The sequence below is a fragment of the Candidatus Blochmannia ocreatus genome, assembly GCF_023585745.1.
Classification (GTDB): domain Bacteria; phylum Pseudomonadota; class Gammaproteobacteria; order Enterobacterales; family Enterobacteriaceae; genus Blochmanniella; species Blochmanniella ocreatus.
In genome coordinates this window covers 237,332-260,468 of sequence record NZ_CP097762.1, presented here as the reverse complement: position 1 = coordinate 260,468, position 23,137 = coordinate 237,332, and the positions used below count along the sequence as shown (strand labels likewise).

The window sequence follows — 23,137 nt, the reverse complement described above, 5'->3', positions numbered from 1 at the left end:
TTATGTTTTATGTCCAAAATATTTGATTTTTATATAAAATTATATACATATTGTATATGATTACATAATATATATGTAGCAAGTACATCACATAATATGTGTTTGTATGCGACATGGTATAAATATCATGTTCGCAGTGTTTTTATTTTAAAGATGCAAATATAAAATTCGGAAGAAATATGCCTGAAAAACCAATAGATATTCAAATTTTTGGGAGAACCTTAAGAATTAGTTGTCCGTCCACACAAAAAGAAGCTTTAGATAAAGCGGTAGTAGATTTAACGCAACGTTTACAGGATTTAAAAAATCGAACTCGGGTTACTAATGTTGAGCAATTAGTATTTATAGTAGCTTTGAATGTGTGTCATGAATTGGCTCAAGAAAAATTAAAAACATGTAAATATGCAGCAAATGTTGAAAAACACATTTTATTGTTACAAAAAATTATTGAAAAGTATTTAGTTACACATACATATATCTCAGAGAGCTCCAATAATTTACTTGGATGCCCAGATCATCTATAAATCATATTAATTATGTATATTAAATATTTTGTAGAAGTGTTTTTGTCATCGTTATTTTGATGATTTAAATATTGTGTCCTTAGTCAGAGAATTATTGTTTCATTGTAAATGGTATTTTTATATGTAAGGTAAATGAATTTTTATGTTTAATAATATAGTGCGTGCATATATACGAATGATACGGTGTTCTTTGACATTTCAAGAGCAATTTGTAGCGTCTCAATTAATAACCAACAGAATTATTACTATAAAGCGGGTATTTAATTCTAAGCGTATAGCGGTTTTTTTTTCTTTTGATGGAGAAATAAGCACCACTTTTCTTATAAGAACTTTATTGTCTATGCGAAAGAAAATATATCTACCAGTTTTATCAACAAATTTAAAATCTAAATGTTTGCTATTTGCACAGTATACTTTATCTACTTCACTGATATTTAATCGTTTTAATATTTATGAGCCTCAATATAGTATGGATGCAGTTATTCCTATAGAAGATTTAGATGTTGTGTTTGTTCCTTTAGTAGCTTTTGATTCTCGTGGATATAGATTAGGTATGGGAGGTGGTTTTTATGATAGTACTTTAAAACATTGGAAGAAGAATCAAGATCATTATATTCCTATAGGAATAGGGTATGATTTTCAAAAAGTACCTCATGAGTTATTATCAGTAAAAAAATGGGATATATTTTTACCAGAAATTATTACACCTTCGAATCATTTCGTATTTAGATAAATTTAATTGACTGCTTATTATATGATCAGTCTTTATCTTAATAGATATTTTTTATTTTTAACAAATATTTTTATATTATACAGTCGGTATAAATAAGTTGAATTGTCGTAATTTTATCGTGAACGTTTTATGTATTTAAGTATTTGTTAAAAAATTAGGTAATTACTAATTATAATGACTTATTATTATAAAATGAATATTTTTGTTAATATTGAAATAATAATAAGATTATTTAATTATTTTAATACCTTCTTCTGTTCCAATAAGCACAATATCTGCTTTTCTTTGCGCAAAGATACCAACGCTTACAACTCCTGGTATATTATTAATTTTTGTTTCTAGTAATGGCGCATCTATAATTTTCATATTGTGAATATCTAAAATATTATTACCATTTTCGGTAATTACATTTTTCCGGAACTCTGGCAATCCACCAAGACGTATTAATTCTTTTGCTACTAATGAGCGCGCCATGGGGATGACTTCTATTGGTATAGGACCACGTCCTAGTATGTCAACTTGTTTACTGCTATCTACAATACAGATAAATTTTTTAGCTGTTTTTGCAATAATTTTTTCTTTAGTTAAAGCGCCCCCTCCGCCTTTGATCATTTGCATATGCATATCAATTTCATCTGCGCTGTCAATATATATGGCTAATTCATTTAGATTATTGAGATTATATATAGGAATGCCTAATTTTTTTAATTGATCAGATGAATGATCAGAACTGGAAACCACTCCATCTATTTTTTCTTTTATGCTATTTAGTGCTTCAATAAAATATTTTACAGTAGAACCAGTCCCTACTCCTATAATTTGGTTGGATTTAATATATTGCAGCGCCGCCCAACCTACTGATTGTTTTAATTTATCTTTTATTTTCATACCTCGCGCCTATATATCAGTGTATACGAGTAAATTATGATGTGATTGTTAAGTGATTATTTAATCTTGTTGATAAGTAAATAATTTGCTTATACAGATAAAAATTACATTTTGTATATGATATTATTCATATATATATATTATATGAATAATATTCTATACACAATAGGTGCTATTAGTTATATAATAGATAATTTTTAAGTTTTATATTGAAACTAGTGATATTGACCAAATATAGGTTTGGTGTATTTATATTTAAGGTTAATATTAAGTCTTGATGTATTAATTAAGAGTAATCATATTATTTATGATGTTATAAAACGTCAGTGGAATTTAATATGGAAAATGTTTTTTCTAAATATTTAATGATGGATTTTTGACCTTCTCTAACCCAAACACGTGGATCATAAAACTTTTTGTTTGGTTCATTATGTCCATGTGGATTTCCTAATTGATTTTGTAGATAACTTTTATTATTTTTGTAATATTTTAATACACCTTTCCAATTAGCCCATTGGATATCAGTATCAATATTTACTTTTACAACACCATAACTTATAGATTCTTTAATTTCTTCTATTTTAGACCCAGATCCTCCATGAAAAACTAAATTTAAAAAATTTTTGGGTAATGAAAATTTATTTGATACATATTCTTGAGATTTTTGAAGAATTTTCGGATTTAATTTAACATTACCAGCGCTATATACACCATGTATATTTCCAAAAGTCGCTGCTATAATAAATTGTGAACTAATAGTATGTAATTTTTCATACGCATAGGCTACTTCTTTAGGGCTAGTGTATAATAATTTATTGTCTATATTCTTATTGTCTATTCCATCTTCTTCCCCACCAGTACGTCCTATTTCTATTTCTAAAATCATATCCAATTTACACATGCGATTTAAATATTTTGAACTAATTTTTATATTATTTTCTATAGTTTCTGCAGATAAATCAATCATATGTGAAGAGAATAATGGATAACCGGTTTTAGAAAAATTTTTTTCGCTTAAATCTAATAATGCGTCAATCCAAAATAGATCCTTTTTAGTACAATGATCAGTATGTAATATTACCGGAATTCCATAGTGTTTTGCTACGTTGTGTACATGCAAACTTCCAGAAATAGCTCCTAATATTGATGCAGAATAATAATCATCTTTATGTTTACGCAACCCAAGTCCGGCCATAAAAGCTGATCCTTTTTTGGAGAATTGTAAAATTATTGGTGATCTTACATTAGATGCAGCCTCTAGCGCAGCATTTATTGAATCTATTCCTACGCAATTTACTGCGGGTAACGCAAAATTATTTTTCTTTGCAGCTGTAAATATCTTTTGTATATCACGTCCAAAAATAACGCCTGGTTTTATTTCTGTAAGAATTTTATTCATTGTTTTATGTTATAAGTGCGATTTTTACGGTATTAACAATACAACTTATGTACATTTAATATAATAATATTTTTTGAGATTTGCAATGAATATTACATTTATATTTTTAATATTTTTCAGCATGCTGTTCAAGCATTTGAACGGCTGGAAAAGTTTTTCCTTCAATAAATTCTAAAAAAGCACCTCCTCCAGTAGAAATATAAGAAACTTTTTCAGAGATTCCAAATAGATCCACAGCCATTAATGTATCACCACCACCAACAATAGAGAAGGCATTGCTTTCAGCAATGGCGTTAGATACCAGTTTAGTCCCTTTTCTAAAGTTTGGGAATTCGAAAACCCCAATGGGTCCATTCCACAAAATAGTTTTTGCGCAGTGTAAAATATTGAGTATTTGTTCAATAGATCTATCTCCTAAGTCTAATATTTGCTCATTATCTTTAATATTATTTACAGTTTTCATTATAGATTGTGCTGTTTCAGAAAATTCTGTACTTACACGGACATCAATAGGAATTGGTATATCACAATTTTCTAAAATTTTTTTGGCTGTTGGTATGAGCTCTGCTTCATATAAAGATTTTCCTACATTTTTTCCTTGAGCTGCTAAAAAAGTATTTGCAATACCTCCTCCTATTATTAAATAATCTGCGATTTTTGATAAGGACTCTAAAACAGTTAGCTTAGTAGACACTTTAGATCCCCCGACTATCGCAACCATTGGCCTTTCTGGATGATATAGAGCTTTATTTAAAGCTTCTAGTTCTTTTTGTAATAATAATCCAGAGCAAGCTTCGGGTACAAAGTTTATGATACCGTGGGTAGAGGCGTGCGTTCTATGAGCGCTGCCAAACGCATCCATTACAAATATGTCACATAATTTGGCATAATTTCTTGCAAGTACGTTATCATTATTTTTTTCTCCTCGATTAAATCGTACATTTTCTAAAATTAAGAGTTCATTTTCTCCAAAACTAACTCCATCTAAGTATTTTTTTATTAAACGTATGTCTTTGATATTTTTATTAATTTTTTGTTTTTTTAAATGTTCAACTATAGGTTGTAAAGAAAGTTGTGTATCATAATTTTCTTCTTTGGGTCTACCCAAATGTGAGGTTACCATGACATATTTGCTATGGTTTAAAGCTAGTTTAATTGTAGGCAAAGAAGCCTGAATTTTTCTATTAGAAGTAACTATTCCATTCTTAATAGGTACGTTTAAATCAGATCGAATTAAAATTCGTTTATTTGTTAAATTTAAATCGCTTACTTTAATCATAGTCATTTTAGCAACCTTGTATACATAATGTCATATGTATGATCATTCTGTAATAGAAATACTATTTCTTAAAACACTTGTTTTATTGTAAATAGTAAAATTACTGATTTTATATAGTAGTGATAATTGTTTAGAATACTAAATTCAGTTTTTTAATTTAGCACTGATATTATATATCGTTCAACATTTTATAAATTCTTTAGTATTGTAATACTGATTGTATGCAAGTAGCAAGAGTGTTTTATAAAAATGTATCGTTTAATTTAATTTGTTTTATAAAATTATATTGCTTATAAACAGGAAAAATACATAAAATAATGTTATTTGAATGTTTCAATATTGATTTTTAATCAACATAATTTTTACTAAAAGACATATGTATACAAAGCTATTTTTAAATAAAAACTCTTCACAATGAATTTTATTTATTAATATTATTCAATATCTTAAGTATATCGTTTGGTTGTTGATATATAGTGACTAGATGCAATGATATACAATGTCAATTAAGAAATAGTGGTTGTATATATTTAATAATGAGATAACTTTTTTAGAAGTATTTTGATGAAGTCTAAAATAATGTTGTGTGTATTTAAGAGATCTTTTATTTACTCGAATAAATATAGATTATTATAAGCAAGAGAACCTATTAAGTATTGATCCGATAAAATATGTAATTTTTAGTTTTAAAATTAATTACTGTGTGATACGTTAGTTTACGTTTATTTAAAAAGCTATATTTGTTTATTAGGGCTTTATTTTATTTGTATAAGTTGAAGTTTTTTATTTTTCTGCATGAAACAATAAGGAACATTTGAAAAATTTTTTATATGTTATATCTCGGTATTGTTGTATCTTATAATAATTATCAAGACTAAATAATTTTTATATTTTACTAAGGTAATATTGAATATACAAAAACAATTTCAATTGTATATTTAGCATAATTTATTACCAATATTTGTAGATTTTTTAAAACGGATATTATCAGCATTGTTTTTTGTAATAGTAATACTTAAATGAATTTTATATATACATCGTATACTTAACTATGAAGAGTGAAGTGTGTTGAAATTTTTTCATATACTCATGTTGAGGTCATTTGAATTTTTATAAAAATATTTGACTAATATTTTTTATATATATTTTATTTACATAAGGATATTAATAAATTATTCATATTTACATATGTATTTAAATAAAATTTCTGTTTTAGGAACAGATACAGTATTTCTATAAAATTCAGTTTTATTGCGTCATAAACCTTATGCATAAGGTATAGTTTTATATAGAATTGTAACAAAAGCATTTCGTAGAATATACAGCATATTATACCAATAGTGTCTTTTGCAAAAAGTAAATTTAATATTTATTTTCAGTATTGGTTACTTGTTTTATTTTAATGAAATAATCATGTATTGTTATGGATGGAAGACAGTGATGCATACGGTATTTTGAAAATATAATTAAGTGCTATTTTTTTAGGAATATTTTTTATTATTCATGAAGTTTTATTAATTAATTTATTAGACTAAAATTTTATAATATTTGTGTTTAATAAATTTGCGTAGGTTTTTGAAATTAAATTTATGTATTTTAAATATTTTTGCTACTATTTATAGTATTAGATTATAAGTTTTAAATTTTATTAATTGCAAGGAATATAATTGATGACACAATATTTATTTACATCTGAATCTGTTTCAGAGGGACATTCGGATAAAATAGCAGATCAGATTTCTGATGCTATATTAGATGCTATTTTAGCGCAAGATCCTAGGGCGCGCGTTGCTTGTGAAACATATGTAAAGGCAGGTTTAGTTTTAATAGGAGGTGAAATTACTACAACTGCTTGCGTTAATATAGAAGAAATAGCTCGGAATACTATTCGGGATATTGGATATGTTAATTCAGATATGGTATTTAATGCTAATGCTTGTGTAATATTAAGTGTTTTGAACAAACAATCTGCTGAAATTAAATATAGCATAAACAATGATAATTGTGAAAAAAATTCTATATGTTTTTCAAAACAAGCAGCAGGTGATCAGGGATGTATATTTGGTTATGCAACTAATGAAACTACTGTTTTAATGCCTGCTCCGATTATTTACGCACATAAATTAATAGAAAGAAATACACAGATACGAAAAAATGGCATATTACCTTGGTTAGGATTAGATGCTAAAAGTCAAGTGACTATTGCTTATGAAAACGGAAAAGTTTTAGGTATTAGCGCAGTTGTTATGTCTATTCAACATCATTGTGATATATCTGTCAAGGATGTACAAGAAGCAGCTATGGAAGAAATTATTAAACCGGTTTTACCAAAACAGTGGTTATCTAGTAATACAAAAATTTTTATTAATCCTGGTGGTCGTTTCATTATTGGAGGACCAATGAGTGATTGCGGTTTAACGGGTCGGAAAATTATTGTAGATACTTATGGAGGATCGGCTAGACATGGAGGCGGTGCTTTTTCTGGAAAAGATCCATCTAAAATGGATAGATCAGCTGCTTATGGCGCTAGATATGCTGCTAAGAATATTGTAGCTGCTGGTTTAGCAGATCGTTGTGAACTACAAATTGTTTATGCAATTGGTCTATCACGTCCTATATCAATTAGTATTGAAACTTTCGGGACAGAGAAAGTTTCATGTGACACTTTAATGAAATTAATAGATAATTTTTTTGATTTTAGTCCGTATAGTTTAATATCTATGTTAGATTTATTAAGACCTATTTATAAAGATACTGCTGTTTACGGTCATTTTGGACGCGAGCATTTTTCTTGGGAAAAAATAGATAAAGCAGGAGTGCTTCGTGATGCTGTTGGTTTAAAGTGTAAGTGATTTATATATATTTTGAGCGGGAGATTGTTTGTTATGAACCAAAAATTAATAATATGTATTAAATTTACATAAATAGTATTAATTTAATAAGCATATGGATTATTGCAGATTTCAGTATTATAGGTGTTATATATTGATATGATGCTATGATTATAGTAACAATGGATATTGAAGCAAAAGTTCTTTATGAACAGACATATACTAAAAATATAGTGTACATTATTTTGATAGTATTATATATGTTTTTAGAGTTCTTTGGTTATATTATAGTGTGTAATTTTATAGTTAAGTTTTATAAAGGATATGCGAATAAAATAATTAATTAATGTTAAATATTTAAAATAATAAAATTACAGTTTGATTTTTTTTATGTAGAGGATTTATGAGAATGTATGCAAACACATGAAATTACAAATTTACAAAATTATTTTTTGGTAGCTATGCCAAAATTGACAGATCCTTTATTTAAGCAATCAGTAGTGTATATTTGTGAACATAATGACTCTGGTGCTATGGGTATTGTAATTAACAAACCTGTTGCAAAATGCACAATAGAGACTATACTAACTAATTTAAAGGTTGTCCCTGCTATAAGAGACCCATCTGTTAGGTTAGATACACCCGTATTTTCTGGTGGACCATTATTAGATGATAGAGGATTTATTTTACATACGCCCAAGACAGGTTTTGGATCTAGTATTAATATTTCTGCAGAGGCTATGATTACAACCTCTAAGGATATATTGGAGACTTTGGGTACTCCCAATCAACCAAAAGAGGTGCTAGTAGCACTTGGTTATGCTGGTTGGGCTAAAGGTCAATTAGAACATGAATTAATGGAGAATACTTGGCTGACTGTTCCCGCTAATAAAAAAATTTTATTTCGTACTCCTGTCGTTTCTCGGTGGAAAGAGGCAGCAAAAATATTAGGTATCGACATCTGTAATGTCGTGGATCATATAGGTCATGCTTAGTGGCAGTTATTGACATTATTATGGGATTTGATTTTGGTACTAAATATATTGGAGTTGCTATTGGACAAACTTTAACTTGTACCGCCAATCCACTGACTGTATTGAAGACAACTCAATCTGGTAAACCTAATTGGTCAGATATTCAAAGTATTTGTAACACTTGGAAACCAGTAATATTAATAGTAGGTTTGCCTTTAGGTGTAGATGGTAGTGAGCAACATATTACTATATTAGCAAAAAAATTTGCTAAACAATTAGAAAAAAGATTTTGTATTACAGTTAAAATGCATGATGAACGTTTTAGCAGCAGTGAGGCTCGTTCATATTTTTTCAAACATGATAATAATCATTTCTTGTATGCTAGAAAGCAGCATACAGATATCAGATTAAATGCTGTCGCAGCGAAAGTAATATTAAGAAGTTGGTTAAATACTTTATAGTATTTATTACAATACCATAATTTGGTAGTATTTATAGTTTTATATAAAAAATATATTATTATCTCATAATATGAGATAATAATTATTAATGTTAAAAAAATTGACTTTAATTAAATAATTGTGTTATGTGTAAATTTTTTATAATTTATCAAATGGTTTATGTGTATGCAATGTGTGTTGCAGTTATTAATATAATATAACTATAGTTATGTTAATGTATTACTGTCAATGTTTACTAATTTTTATTAATTTAAGTATTTTATGTTATTTAAAATATAAAGCATTGTCTGTACTGAATATATTTTATATATTCATACATTATGAAAAATATTAACTTTAAGTAGTTTTATCTAAACTATTTTAATTGTGAAACTAAATTTTATAGGGTTATATAAGATGTTTAGTTATCGATTTAAATATTTACAACAGTAAATATAAACACATCTTATATGTTTAATTATATGATAATAGTATACATTGCCGTAGATTTTTAATCTATTAAGTTTTTATATTACTCGCACTATAGTATATGGAAATGTAATTTTATTTTTGATATATTTATTTTTGTGAGAATTTATGATACTTTCCGTATTAGAAATAATAATATATGCATGTGTCACATGGTAATTTTTCGAAAACCATATTGTTTTGGTATGATACGTGTGCGCTACGTCCGTTTCCGTGGCAATTGAATAAAACCATGTATAGTATTTGGGTTTCTGAAATTATGTTGCAGCAAACGCAAGCGCAAACGGTTATTCCTTATTACGGACGGTTTTTAAAAAAATTTGCATCGATCGCACAATTAGCACAATCGGAATTGGACGAAGTATTGTGTTTATGGAGTGGATTGGGTTATTATTCCAGAGCTATAAATTTACATAAAACAGCAAAAATTATAATTGCACGCTATAATGGTGCATTTCCGGAAGATTTTAATATATTAATTTCTTTACCTGGAATAGGTAAATCTACTGCTGGAGCTATATTATCATTAACATTAGATCAACATTACGCAATTCTTGATGGTAATATCAAGAGGATTTTGATTAGATATTATGCTCTTGATTATTATTTATCAGGCAATAAATCTAATGTGAATAAAGAATTATGGTTATTAAGCACTAAATTATTGCCGAATAAAAAAGTGTCCATTTTCAATCAAGCTATGATGAACCTTGGTAGATTAGTATGCACTAATAGAAATCCAAAATGTAATTTTTGTCCTTTACAAAAAGGTTGCCAAGCTTTTTTTAGAAACAGTGTAAGTCAATACCCAAAGAAAAAACCTAAGAAAATATTTCTACAAAAAATCATCTATTTGTTGTTACTTAAAATTTATAAATATTATACTAATATGGTATGGTTAGAAAAACGTCCAATTAAAATGATTTGGGGTGGTTTATTTTGTTTTCCTGAATTTAAAAATGTTAGCATGTTAGATGCTTGGTTAGTAAGTGTTGATCTTTATCATAATCCCCGTAGATATTTATCTATACTTAAATATAGATTAAGTAATATAGACTTAATTATACAACCAGTGTTAGTAGATATGAATAAGAAATTACAGTATTCCCATGATGGGACTTGGTATGATTTAATAGATCCCCCGAATGTTGGGTTACCAAAACCAGTTTCTATAATTTTACAGAACTTATGAATAAATAGTGATGTGACTGATATTATTTATAATAATAAATAGTCTAAAATTTTTATTAGTTTAACAAATGAGAATTTTAATAATGTCTAGAATAGTTTATTGTTTATTTTTTAAGAAAAAAGCTGATGGATTAAATAAATTATGTTATCCTGGAAGTTTAGGTCAATATATTTATAATAATATTTCGAAAAAAGCATGGGAACAATGGCAAAATAAGCAGACTATTTTAATTAACGAAAATAAATTGAATATGTTAAAAGTATTAGATCGTGCTTTTCTTGAAAAGGAAATGAAACTCTTTCTATTTGGTGCAGAACATTATCTAAATAAAAAATAAATTTTGCTAAAATATTTTTATTATTTAGTTAAATTGAGTATTGTTTTTTGATATAAATATTTTTATTGTGTATAAAATATCATTTTATTTTTTCTTAACAGAAATTAATCATAAATATATATAATTATTTTTTATGAATGATTGTTGTCATTAGGGATAATGTTATGTTTACTATATATTAGTAATGGTTTTGATATACCGGATATTACGGATTCATCAATTATTACTTTACTTATGTTCTTTTTAGAAGGCAATTCGTACATTATATCTAATAATATATTTTCAAGAATAGCTCTTAGCCCTCTGGCACCAGTATTTTTTTTAATTGCGTATTGTGCTATTGCAGTTAATGATGTTTCTGAAAACTCTAATTTTACCCCATCCATCTCAAAGAGTATTTTATATTGTTTAATTAAAGCATTTTTCGGATCTTTTAAGATTTTAATTAATTCTTTTTCTTGTAGTTCTTGTAAAATAGAAATTATTGGCAATCTACTAACAAATTCTGGAATTAAACCAAATTTAATTAAATCTTCTGACTCAGTTTTCATTAATAATGATGAAAAATAATGATTTTTTGATGAAACAGTGTGATTATTTTTCGAGATATTAAATCCAATACTACGTGTATTATTGATGCGTTTTTCTATAATTTTATGTAAATTGAAAAATGTGCCGCCGCAAATAAAAAGAATATTAGTTGTATCTATATATATAAGTTCTTGCTGAGGATGTTTACGACCACCTTGTGGTGGTACTGCTGCTATAGTTCCTTCAATTAATTTTAGTAAGGATTGTTGTACTCCTTCTCCAGATACATCTCTAGTAATAGAGATATTTTCAGATTTTTTAGAAATTTTATCTATTTCATCTATATAAATGATACCTTGTTGTGCTTTTTTTATATCATAATTACATTTTTGTAATAATTTTTGTATAATGTTTTCTACATCTTCTCCGACATACCCTGCTTGCGTTAAAGTAGTAGCATCTGATATTGCAAATGGCACATTTAGGAATCGTGCTAATGTTTCTGCTAACAATGTTTTACCACTACCGGTTGGACCGATTAGTAAAATGTTACTTTTAGATAGTTCGGTACAGTCTTTATTACTGATAGATATTGTATTTTGATAATTTAAACGTTTATAATGGTTATATACTGCTACTGCAAGTAGTTTCTTTGTGTGTTCCTGACCAATAACGTAATTATCTAAATAATTTTTAATTTCATAAGGTTCAGGAAACTTGATAAATTTTTTTTTAATTGTGTTGTCTTGATTAATTACATTAGAACACAAATTTACGCATGTATCACAAATATACGCTGATAATCCAGTAATCAATTTTAATACATGGTTTTGGTCTTTTCCGCAAAATGAACAATGCGGTATATTTGGTGGATGATCTTGGTTATTACGATTCACAGTTTAATATCCTTTATTTTGTTATACATATTATTTGATTGTGTTTGTATTTTAAATTTTTATTGAAATATGAAAGTGATAAGATATATATTTTATACATGATATTCAAGTAATAAAGTATTAGAAATAATTATTAAATTTTTTATTATCTTCTAGATAGAACACAGTCTATTATTCCGTATTTCACAGCTTCTGTAGCAGATAAAAAACAATCTCTTTCCGTATCTTTATTGATTATGTCTATGGATTGTCCTGTATGTTTTGCCATAAGCGTATTAATATTATTTTTAATTTTTAATATTTCTTGAGCATGAATAGCAATATCAGTAGCTTGTCCCTGAAAACATCCTAATGGTTGATGAATCATAATTTGCGCATTTGGTAAACAAAATCTTTTACCCTTAGACCCCGAAGCTAATAGAAAAGCGCTCATGGATGCTGCTTGACCCATACAGAATGTGCTGATGTCAGGTTTAATAAATTGCATAGTGTCATATATGGACATTCCCGCGGTAATTAATCCTCCTGGTGAATTAATATATAAGTGAATATCTTTTTCTGCATTTTCTGATTCTAAAAAAATCATTTGTGCAATAATTAGATGTGCTGTGTAGTCTTCTATTTTACCAGTTAGAAAAATAATACGTTCTTTCAGTAATAAAGAAAAAATATCATATGCACGATCTCCACGAATTGTTTGTTCTATAATTGTCGGTATTATGTTAGCATTATGATAGGCAGGTATTCTGGGATTATTAAAATATTTCATGGTATTTATTTATACTCCTGTATTTAAGGTATGATTTCAATAATTTTTAGATTTTATATAAATAAAGTATTGAATATTTGCATAATAAAAAATTACTGGTTTTTTTAAATTATTATCTAAAATAATATTAATTGATAGTATTCAGTTTAGTTGTTTATATTTAATTTTATCGCGGTTTATATACTTATTGTCGAATAATTTTAAATATTTCACGTGTCATGTATAGTTTAATTTTATTTAATGTTATTACAGTTTAATACTAAGAATTATTTTTATGTTAATGTGTTAATTAGTTAGAAAACATTTCTAACTGAAATTTTCATAATATATAATTTTAAAATATTATAATATAAATTTTAATATTTTATTCAAGATTTGTTAGTCAGTTAAGTGTGAAATTTAAATTTCATTGCAATAAAGTCTATTTTATATTTTAGAATAAACTTATTTGAAGTTTATATAGTTGTTCACTATTTTTATAATTTAAGTTGTTTTTAGGATTTTAATTGAAATAAATAAATTATTAATATTTTTGAATATGATGTTTTATGTATATTTTATAATTTTGAATTATTAGTTAAAATAATAACGAAATTTTACACAGGATTTAGAGTGATATAAAAATTAGAATTTTAAAAATTATCTGATATTTTTATTTTTTTGAATGTTTTAATATTTTGTAATTTTTTGATTTTTTAATTATATATATAAAGTAATTAATATGATTAAAGTATAACGTATGATCTATAATTTTAATTTTTGTTATTTTTTATAATGTTGTTTATGTTTACATTATAAAATGTAAGTTTATTATTTAAATCATTATTATTTACATTTTTTTATAAAAAATTTTCTAAAATTGTGTTATTGTAATCCCAATAAATTTAAAAATTTTTATTTTATTATTTTGAATAATAGAAATAATATAAGAATGTAATGTACAGCTCTACATGATGATTGTAGAAATTTTAGCAGAAATATTAAATTTTTTTCTAATTTTTTTATTGAGTATTTTTATAGAAACAATGTTGATTATTTTTCAGTATTATAGCAAAATTATTAATGTTGTTATCTTTGCGTTCTTTATTGTGAAAAGTTTATTTTTTAGAATTAATTAACGCGTTATTATGATTTTTCTGTATATTATTTGTAATGAATAGATGAAAACTAGTTTTAAATGTGTACTAAAGATAATTTTTAGTACTTCATGTGATTAAATTTATTTAATTATACATTCGGTGTATTTCTATATCGGAATAATGTAAAAATGTGCTATTTATTACAAAAATTATATGCCATCTTATATTGTGGTGTATCGATATAGTTGATTAGATTCAAAATTTAATTTTAGAAGAGCTTTTCATTAATAATTGAGTAATTGTTGAATGCATATTTGATTTATCAGAGCGCTTTGAAAAAGCAAAATACGTTCTTCTAGAATAAAGAATATTAGTTAATAATTTTTTAAAAAATTAATACATATATATATTACAATATATTTTATAGTATATGTTCTAATAAATTAGATATTAATTGTATTTAATGTATGATATGTTTTAATATTTGTATCTTTAAATTTTTTCTTAACTATTTAAAATAAAAAATAAACTGAATATATTAAATATATATGAAGATATAAATTTTTAGTAAGAATACTTACATGAAAATTTTTATTGCCAAAATTTTAATTAATTTAATTTAAACAATAATTTTATACATAAATTATATTGATTTTTATTAGTTAAAAATTTTAAAATAATTTAAATTTATTTTAAAAAATTTAAATAAACAAATTTGAAATTTTTATCCAAAATAAAATATATTTCAATCTATTTATAATATTTAAATATTTGATTTTTTTAATCATATGGTTTTTAATAAATTTAAAGATAGTAGAAATGTATGTATATTTTGCATCAATAATGTGGTGATTTGATAGATTAAAGATGTATAATTTAATTTATCAAATACAATAAAAGTTTAGTAATGTCTAATACTAACTGTAATATCTATTAAGATTAATGATTTATGAAAATAAGTATATATAAATATTGTAGAATATGTATATTTTTATTATTAGGAATATTTTTAACAATTTTAAGTGGATGTGCGAATTTGGTATTATTACATCCTAAAGGGCAAATCGGTTCAGAAGAATGTTCTTTGGTGTTAACTGCTTTTGGTTTGATGTCCTTAATAATTATTCCAGTGATTGTAATGACATTCTTTTTTACTCTAAAATATAGAGCATCTAATTTTAGAAATGCACAATATACTCCCAATTGGTCACATTCTAAAATAATAGAATTTGTAATTTGGTTTGTTCCAATTATTATTATAATAATTTTAGGTATTTTAACCTGGAAGTCTACTCATAAATTAGACCCTAAAAAACCCATTGTATCTGCTATTACGCAACCAATAATTGTTGATGTTATATCGTTGGACTGGAAATGGCTTTTTATTTATCCTCAACAAAATATAGCAGTTGTAAATGAGTTAGTTTTTCCAATAAATACGCCGATTAAATTTAATGTTACTTCTAATTCTGTTATGAATGCTTTTTTTATCCCTCAATTAGGTGGTCAAATTTACGCTATGGCTGGTATGCATACAGAATTAAATTTAATAGCGCAAGAGTCAGGGCAGTATAAAGGAATTTCTTCTAATTTTAGTGGTTCAGGATTTTCAAACATGAAATTTACTGTTATTGTGACAGACACTGAAAAGGAATTTGAAAAGTGGATTAAAAAAGTTCGTCAATCTCCTTATCATATCAATAATATGATAACTTATGAAGAGTTAGCTGCTCCTAGCAAAAATAATGCAGTAATTTATTTTTCAAGTATACAGACTAATCTATTTTATGAAGTTATTAATAAGTTTAAATATTAAATCAATATAAAAATTTTGCAATTATAGTTCACATTTTTAATTAAATATTATATTCACAATAATATTTTAAATATGAGGATATTATGAAAAATGTTTGGAAAATTAACAATACATTCGATTCCGTATGAAGATACAATTATTATGTCCACAATAATTTTAATGTTTTTTATAGGAATGATGTTAATTGGATATATTACTTATTTGAAAAAATGGCGGTATCTTTGGAATGAGTGGTTTACTTCTGTAGATCATAAGAAAATTGGAATTATGTATATTATAGTATCATGTATTATGTTTTTGCGCGGTTTTGTTGATGCAATTATGATGCGAACACAACAAGCTTTGTCATCTGTTGGAGCTCATGAATTTTTATCAATACATCATTATAATCAAGTAATTACTGCGCACGGTGTGATTATGATAATATTCATGGCTACTCCTTTTGTCATAGGATTAATGAATTTAATAGTTCCTTTGCAAATTGGAGCGCGAGACGTTGCATTTCCTTTTTTAAATTCTTTAAGTTTTTGGTTGTTTATGGTAGGAGTAATTCTGATAAATTTATCTTTAGGAATAGGTGAATTTGCCCAAACAGGATGGGCTGGTTACCCTCCATTATCTAGTAAAGAGTATAGCCCGGGAGTTGGTGTAGATTATTGGATATGGAGCATTCAAATTGCTGGAATAGGCACTACTTTAACTGGTATAAATTTTTTTACTACTATTTTATATATGCGAGCCCCGGGATTAATGATGATGAAAATGCCAGTATTTACCTGGACAGCTTTATGCACAAATACATTAATTATTGTGGCGTTTCCTATTTTAACTGTTACTATAGCATTATTAACTTTAGATCGTTATTTAGGAACTCATTTTTTTACCAATGATTTTGGTGGAAATATGATGATGTATATAAATTTATTTTGGGCTTGGGGTCACCCAGAAGTTTATATTTTAGTTTTACCAGTGTTTGGTGTATTTTCAGAGGTTGTTTCTACTTTTTCTCAAAAGAAGTTGTTTGGATATACTTCATTAGTTGGGGCTACTGTTGCGATTACAGTATTATCTTTTTGTGTATGGTTACATCATTTTTTTACCATGGGATCTGGCGCGAATGTTAATGCGTTTTTTGGAATTATGACCATGGTTATCGCTATTCCGACTGGGGTAAAAATTTTCAATTGGCTTTTTACTATGTATCGTGGTAAAATTATTTTTACGTCCCCAATGCTTTGGACTATTGGCTTTATTATTACATTTTCTATAGGAGGTATGACTGGAGTATTATTAGCAGTACCTGGTGCTGATTTTATATTGCATAATAGTTTGTTTTTAGTTGCGCATTTTCACAATGTAATAATCGGTGGTGTGTTATTTGGATGCTTTGCTGGCGCTACGTATTGGTTTCCTAAAGCTTTTGGATATGTTTTAAATGAAACATGGGGAAAGAGGGCTTTTTGGTTTTGGATTATTGGGTTTTATATAGCATTTATGCCATTATATATTCTAGGGTTCATGGGCATGACTCGTCGATTAGGAGAAAATATTGATTCTGAGTTCTCACCTATGTTACTGACTGCGTCAGTAGGGACAGTTTTAATTGGCTTGGGTATTATGTGTCAATTTATTCAGATAGTTATTAGCGTTTTAAATCGTGATATGTATAAAGATCATAGTGGTAATCCATGGAATGGGTTTACTCTTGAATGGTCAACTGTTTCTCCCCCACCGTTTTACAACTTTGCAGTTATTCCCGTTATCAGAAGAGATCGTGATGTCTTGTGGTATGTAAAAAATAATAGTAAACGATGTTGTACTAGTCAGGTTGATATATTATACAAGCCTATTCATATGCCTAAAAATACTAGCGCTGGAATATTGATATCTTTTTTTAGTTTAATATTTGGTTTTAGTATGATTTGGTATATATGGTGGCTTGTTATTTTTAGTATATGTGGAATGATGATAATCTGGATAATGCATACATTTGATGATGACATAGAATATATTATTCCGATAAAAAAAATTAAAGAAATTGAATACAATAATAATGCAAACATTTCATAGTTTAAGTAAAAAAATTATATTTGGTTTTTGGTTATATATAATGAGTGACTGTATTTTGTTTGCTAGTTTATTTACAATATATGCAGTCTTAAGTCATGGTATGATGGATTGTCTTGTTATGCATAACAAAGAGGAAATATTTTCAATACCTTTTGTGTTTATAGAAACTTGTTGTTTACTTTTCAGTAGTATTTCTTATGGTCAAGTGATGATATATGTAAAAAAAGTAAATATTAAGCAAATAAATGTTTGGATGTTGATTACTTTTATATTAGGATTATTTTTTATTAGTATGGAATGTTATGAATTTTATCATTTAATTAAAGCAGGAAATACTCCGAGCAGTAATGCTTTTTTTTCTGCCTTTTTTGTGTTAGTTGGTACTCACGGTATACATGTAGTAATAGGTATGATATGGATTGTGTTAATGGTAATACATATTATGTATAAAGGGTTGACATATATAAATCGTATAAGATTGCAATGTTTAAGTTTGTTTTGGCATTTTCTTGATATTATATGGATATGTGTATTTACTGAAGTGTATTTATTAGGAGTGTTTTAATTAATGAAAAATGATTATACACAGAAATCGTATTTTATTGGATTTATACTGTCTGGGTTTTTAACAATTCTTCCGTTTAGTATGTCTTTATGTACTATGGTACATAAAGACATATTGATAACAATTATAATATTATGTGCCGTGGTTCAAATTGGTGTGCATTTAGTGTGTTTTTTGCATCTATATGGCTCATTAAGGCAATTATGGTATTTAATATTTTTAATATTTACATTGTTCATAGCTGCTGTTTTATTCTTAGGAAGTATATGGATTATGAAACATTTACATCATAATGTAATGATTTAACTAAAATAGCTCATTTTAATATATGATTAAGCATTACTATTTTTTAATAAAACCTGGGATCGTTATAGGGAATTTAACCTCTTCTATTGGAGGGTTTTTAATAGCGTTGAAAGGATATATATTTTGGCCTTTATTTATAAAAACAATGATAGGTAGCGCGTTGGTTGTGGCTGGGAGTTGCGTGTTTAACAATATTATTGATAAAGATATTGATGCAATTATGGAAAGAACTAAAAATAGAATTTTAGTCCGTTGCAATAAAACTATTTATATAAATAGTATATTATATGCAGGAATTTTAAGTATATTAGGATTTTTGTTTTTAATTTTTACAAAAAATTTACTAGTTGTGTATTTAGCTGCAATAGGTATGTTAGTATACTTAGGTGTATATAGTTTTTGGATGAAACGTAAATCTGTTTATAGTACAGTTGCAGGCAGTATATCAGGATCTATACCCCCTTTAATTGGATATTGTGCTGTTACAAACAATTTGGATTTGGGAGCTATAATATTATTTTTTATGTTTATTTTTTGGCAAATTCCTCATTCTTACTCTATTTTAATACTAAATATTGGTGAATATAAATTAGCCGGCATTCCTGTTTTACCCGCAGAAAAAGGTATAAGTTTAACTCAGACACACATGACTATCTGTATAGTTGGATTAATTATAATGATTGCGTTATTTGCTATTTTAGGATATGCCAGTTATATATTTTTAATATCTACAAGTATTCTAAGTATATGGTGGTTATATGTTGGAACTTATGGATATAAAGTTATTAAAAATAGTTATTTATGGGCAAAAAAAATGTTTTTATTATCTGTAATTATTGTTTTGTCCATAAATTTATCTTTATTTTTAGATTTCCTTTTATTAGCTAAATGAATAACATTCTGATGTTTTTGGTGTAAAATATAATTACAGTTACAGTAATTATATTTTATATAACATTTTAAAATCATGTTTTTATGATTAATCTCTAAAATAGAATACTTTCATTTTGTTTACTAATATAGTTGAAATATTAATCTATATTAAAAATGTACTTTACTAATTGAATAGTATTAGTTTAATAATGAGCAAAAAAGAGCTGTACGTCATATTAGGAGTAAGCGCGATATATATGTTGCGTATGTCAGGAGTATTTATGATACTTCCTGTTTTGACTGCGCATATGTTTTTATTACAGGGAGTAAATGGGTGTTTATTAGGTATAGCTATTGGTATATATGGTTTTATGCAAGTAATTTTTCAAATACCTTGTGGATTAATTTCTGATAAAATTGGTTATAAATCAGTTATTATTGGTGGTTTAGTTTTGTTCGCTATTGGTAGCGAAATTGTTGCTATTACTCAGCATATTTGGGGTCTGATTATTGGCCGCGCATTGCAGGGGTCAGGAGCAATCAGCGGATCACTAATAGCATTTTTATTAGATTCAGTAAAATCGCAACATCATATGCGAGCTGTAGCGTTTATTGGTATAAATTTTGGTATTACTTTTTTTATTTCTATAATATTTGGCCCTATTATTACTGATAGGTATGGATTATACGGATTATTTCATGGAATCACAATATTGGCTATATTAGCTATAATTTTAACTTATTTTATAATACCAACATTGTCTAACAATTTTTCAAAAAATAATGAAACTTTTTTCATTATTTTTAATAAAATTAAAAAAATTGTTTCTAATATTCAATTAATAAGATTGAGTTTTAATATTTTTTTTATACATATTATTTTAATATTAAATTTTATTGTTATGCCTAAAGTACTGATAAATTTAGGTTTTTCTGCAAATGTACATTGGAAAGTTTATAGTATTATAATGTTAATATCATCGATAGTGGTATTATCATATATTCTTTATTTGGAAAAAAAGCATTGTGTAACACATATATTGTTTAAATGTATGATTATTTTATTAATGGCAGAATTACTTATGTGCATGAGTGCACATTTTGTTTTCAATTTTTTATTTGGTATGCAATTATTTTTTATAGTATTTAGTTTAATTGAATCTATATTACCTGCTATCTTACATAAGATATCATCGCATACCTATAGAAGCACAACAATCAGTATTTATTCTGTCGGACAGTTTTTAGGATTAGGCTGTGGTGGAATTTTAGGTGGATTTTTATTGGAGTTAGGTGGAATTTGGTTAGTATTATGTTGCGCAGTAGTTATATCTACAATTTGTGTATTTTTAAATAAATAAAAATATTTTATATTTATTATTTTTAATAAGTTAATTTTTTTGATATAAAAATTGGTATGTAATATTTTATTTAAATAAAGAGAATTGTCTTTTTATAAATAAAATACATAATTTCATATGTTAATATATATTTTTAGTATCAAAAATAAATTTTGATGAAAAATTATTATATTATAAGTATTACATTGATTTGTATTGTGATAAATTAACAAAATATTATTTATATCTTGTTTAAAAACAAGATAATTAAATTTTTTGGCGCATTACTTAGTAGGTTGATAAATTTTTATGTTGATAAATCCTTTATCATATAAATATATTGCTTGTGACCTACTGATAATACCGTTATCACAATATAATAAATATGTTTTATTTTGATCTAGTTTAGAAAATTGATTGATTAATTCGTAAAATGGGATGTGTTGTATTTTTGTGTTGTTTAAAAATAGTGGTTTTTTGTTTCTGTCAGATTCTGGGCGTATGTCTAGTAAAATATCGTTTTTATTTAGAATATGTGTAGTTTTAATTTTTTGAAAAAAAGTGTTATTTTTTACATCATTAGGAATATCATGTACATTAATAGTTTTAGCTTGAGATACTGCACGTGCAAGTATAGAAAAATCAAAATTTTTTTCCTCTAATTCAATATATTTTTTATTTATTTTTGTACTTGCATTTTTTGATGTTATTGCGCAATATTCAGGAATATTTTTTGAGAAAATTTCTGTTCCAATTTTTTTAGCTAAGTTAATAATTTGTTCTTTGTCATAAGAAATTAAAGGACGAAATATTACGTGTGTGGAAGCATTGTCGATAATAGTAATATTATTTAAAGTTTGGCTGGACACTTGTCCTATTGCTTCTCCTGTTATTAATGCTTTAACTTTTAAATGATTTGCTATCACAGATGCAATTCGCATCATCATACGTTTTAATATTATTCCCATATAATTATGTTTAATTTTAGAAAAAATTTCTTTAATTATTTCTGCGCAGTCAATAGTAATAAATTTAACTTTGTGCGAGCTACTAAATTTATTCCACAAGTAGAATACGATTTTTTGTACTTCAATAATGTGTGTTGAGCCGCCCAAATTAAAAAAACAATAATTTACTGTGCATCCTCGACGTATTAACATATAACTAGAGACAGCTGAATCAAATCCTCCAGAAATTAAAGATAATAGTTCTTTTTGTGTACCGATAGGAAATCCATTCAGTCCTTCATAACGTTTAATTACTATAAAGAGTTTATTATGTTTAATTTCTATATATATAATTTTTTCAGGATTTGTTAAATTAACTTTTATGTTTTTTATCATTTGAATAATTTTATTACCTAAATAACATTCAGCTTCTTTTGAAGTAAAGTTTTGATTACCGTAACGTTTTACTCTTATACAAAAAGTTTTTTCTGCAAATATAATGTTTTTGTTATTAAAATTTAATGCGATTTTTTGATAAATATCTTGTAATGAGGTGTATGTGTATTCTTCAACTAATAAAAAATGATGAATTCCTGGTATATTTTGTAAAATATTATATATTCTTTGATTATTTTTACATTTTATTTCTAGATAATCCCAATGTCGTATTATAGTAATAGGTTCGTTATTTCTCTTAAAAATATTTTTAATGTTTGTAATAAGAATATTTATAAAAAAAATTCTTATAGGACGACTTTTTATAGTAATTTCTGGAGAAAATTTGGTAATTATTTTCATATGAAAAATATTTTTTTATTAAAATTTAAAAATATTGATTATATTATGAATTTTTTTAATT

General features: G+C 25.9%; 19 protein-coding genes. 13 read left to right on the top strand and 6 right to left on the bottom strand.

Translation table 11 applies throughout. The features are described from left to right. The first annotated feature begins 179 nt into the window (after positions 1 to 179). Positions 180 to 524: a cell division protein ZapA gene (gene zapA / locus M9405_RS01190; RefSeq protein WP_250223454.1), complete on the top strand. Its 345-nt coding sequence runs from the start codon at positions 180 to 182 to the stop codon at positions 522 to 524. A gap of 142 nt (positions 525 to 666) precedes the next feature. Then, the gene (locus tag M9405_RS01185; RefSeq protein ID WP_250223453.1) at positions 667 to 1,257 is read left to right on the top strand and encodes a 5-formyltetrahydrofolate cyclo-ligase; all 591 of its coding nucleotides are present in this window, start codon (positions 667 to 669) and stop codon (positions 1,255 to 1,257) included. 228 nt (positions 1,258 to 1,485) lie between these two features. On the opposite strand, the gene rpiA is transcribed toward M9405_RS01185, so the two are convergent. The 3 genes from rpiA to M9405_RS01170 form a co-directional block, all read right to left on the bottom strand. Then, positions 1,486 to 2,145 (bottom strand): ribose-5-phosphate isomerase RpiA, encoded by a 660-nt coding sequence (rpiA, locus tag M9405_RS01180; RefSeq protein ID WP_250223452.1) that lies wholly within the window; start codon positions 2,143 to 2,145, stop codon positions 1,486 to 1,488. A 313-nt stretch (positions 2,146 to 2,458) separates the two neighbouring features. Continuing rightward, positions 2,459 to 3,544, bottom strand: a complete 1,086-nt coding sequence (gene fbaA / locus M9405_RS01175; protein WP_250223451.1) for a class II fructose-bisphosphate aldolase — start codon at positions 3,542 to 3,544, stop codon at positions 2,459 to 2,461. Between the two features lie 106 nt (positions 3,545 to 3,650). Further along, entirely contained in the window at positions 3,651 to 4,829 is a 1,179-nt protein-coding gene (locus M9405_RS01170; RefSeq protein WP_250223450.1) for a phosphoglycerate kinase, read from the bottom strand. Between the two features lie 1,664 nt (positions 4,830 to 6,493). Here M9405_RS01170 and metK point away from each other — a divergent pair. The 5 genes from metK to M9405_RS01145 all read left to right on the top strand — a co-directional run bounded on the left by metK (position 6,494) and on the right by M9405_RS01145 (position 11,086). Next, entirely contained in the window at positions 6,494 to 7,675 is a 1,182-nt protein-coding gene (gene metK, locus M9405_RS01165) for a methionine adenosyltransferase (RefSeq protein ID WP_250223449.1), read from the top strand. 392 nt (positions 7,676 to 8,067) lie between these two features. Beyond that, entirely contained in the window at positions 8,068 to 8,649 is a 582-nt protein-coding gene (locus M9405_RS01160) for a YqgE/AlgH family protein (protein WP_250223448.1), read from the top strand. After that, positions 8,649 to 9,089 carry a Holliday junction resolvase RuvX gene (ruvX, locus tag M9405_RS01155; RefSeq protein ID WP_250223447.1) on the top strand — a complete coding sequence of 147 codons (441 nt, stop codon included), beginning with the start codon at positions 8,649 to 8,651 and terminating at the stop codon, positions 9,087 to 9,089. Before M9405_RS01160 ends, ruvX begins: the two co-directional genes overlap by 1 nt. A gap of 607 nt (positions 9,090 to 9,696) precedes the next feature. Beyond that, complete coding sequence (mutY, locus tag M9405_RS01150; RefSeq protein ID WP_250223446.1) at positions 9,697 to 10,749, top strand: A/G-specific adenine glycosylase; 1,053 nt, start codon at positions 9,697 to 9,699, stop codon at positions 10,747 to 10,749. An 82-nt stretch (positions 10,750 to 10,831) separates the two neighbouring features. Next, positions 10,832 to 11,086, top strand: coding sequence for an oxidative damage protection protein (locus M9405_RS01145; protein ID WP_250223445.1), 255 nt, complete (start codon positions 10,832 to 10,834; stop codon positions 11,084 to 11,086). 131 nt (positions 11,087 to 11,217) lie between these two features. Here the strand turns inward: M9405_RS01145 and clpX are convergent, their stop codons facing one another. Beyond that, on the bottom strand, positions 11,218 to 12,513 hold the full coding sequence (clpX, locus tag M9405_RS01140; protein WP_250223444.1) for an ATP-dependent Clp protease ATP-binding subunit ClpX: 1,296 nt from the start codon (positions 12,511 to 12,513) through the stop codon (positions 11,218 to 11,220). A 145-nt stretch (positions 12,514 to 12,658) separates the two neighbouring features. Beyond that, positions 12,659 to 13,282: an ATP-dependent Clp endopeptidase proteolytic subunit ClpP gene (gene clpP / locus M9405_RS01135; protein ID WP_284345879.1), complete on the bottom strand. Its 624-nt coding sequence runs from the start codon at positions 13,280 to 13,282 to the stop codon at positions 12,659 to 12,661. 2,028 nt (positions 13,283 to 15,310) lie between these two features. Between clpP and cyoA the strand changes: the two genes are divergently transcribed. The 6 genes from cyoA (at position 15,311) to M9405_RS01105 (ending at position 21,352) form a co-directional block, all read left to right on the top strand. Next, positions 15,311 to 16,177 (top strand): ubiquinol oxidase subunit II, encoded by an 867-nt coding sequence (gene cyoA, locus M9405_RS01130; RefSeq protein WP_250223443.1) that lies wholly within the window; start codon positions 15,311 to 15,313, stop codon positions 16,175 to 16,177. Positions 16,178 to 16,267: 90 nt separating this feature from the next. Beyond that, complete coding sequence (cyoB, locus tag M9405_RS01125) at positions 16,268 to 18,247, top strand: cytochrome o ubiquinol oxidase subunit I (RefSeq protein WP_250223442.1); 1,980 nt, start codon at positions 16,268 to 16,270, stop codon at positions 18,245 to 18,247. Beyond that, the gene (gene cyoC, locus M9405_RS01120) at positions 18,231 to 18,812 is read left to right on the top strand and encodes a cytochrome o ubiquinol oxidase subunit III (RefSeq protein WP_284345878.1); all 582 of its coding nucleotides are present in this window, start codon (positions 18,231 to 18,233) and stop codon (positions 18,810 to 18,812) included. Before cyoB ends, cyoC begins: the two co-directional genes overlap by 17 nt. A gap of 3 nt (positions 18,813 to 18,815) precedes the next feature. Continuing rightward, on the top strand, positions 18,816 to 19,118 hold the full coding sequence (gene cyoD / locus M9405_RS01115) for a cytochrome o ubiquinol oxidase subunit IV (RefSeq protein WP_250223440.1): 303 nt from the start codon (positions 18,816 to 18,818) through the stop codon (positions 19,116 to 19,118). A 22-nt stretch (positions 19,119 to 19,140) separates the two neighbouring features. Further along, positions 19,141 to 20,010 carry a heme o synthase gene (gene cyoE / locus M9405_RS01110; RefSeq protein ID WP_250223439.1) on the top strand — a complete coding sequence of 290 codons (870 nt, stop codon included), beginning with the start codon at positions 19,141 to 19,143 and terminating at the stop codon, positions 20,008 to 20,010. A 190-nt stretch (positions 20,011 to 20,200) separates the two neighbouring features. After that, positions 20,201 to 21,352: an MFS transporter gene (locus M9405_RS01105; protein ID WP_250223438.1), complete on the top strand. Its 1,152-nt coding sequence runs from the start codon at positions 20,201 to 20,203 to the stop codon at positions 21,350 to 21,352. Positions 21,353 to 21,615: 263 nt separating this feature from the next. Here the strand turns inward: M9405_RS01105 and thiI are convergent, their stop codons facing one another. Next, complete coding sequence (gene thiI / locus M9405_RS01100) at positions 21,616 to 23,076, bottom strand: tRNA uracil 4-sulfurtransferase ThiI (protein WP_250223437.1); 1,461 nt, start codon at positions 23,074 to 23,076, stop codon at positions 21,616 to 21,618. Positions 23,077 to 23,137: the final 61 nt, after the last annotated feature.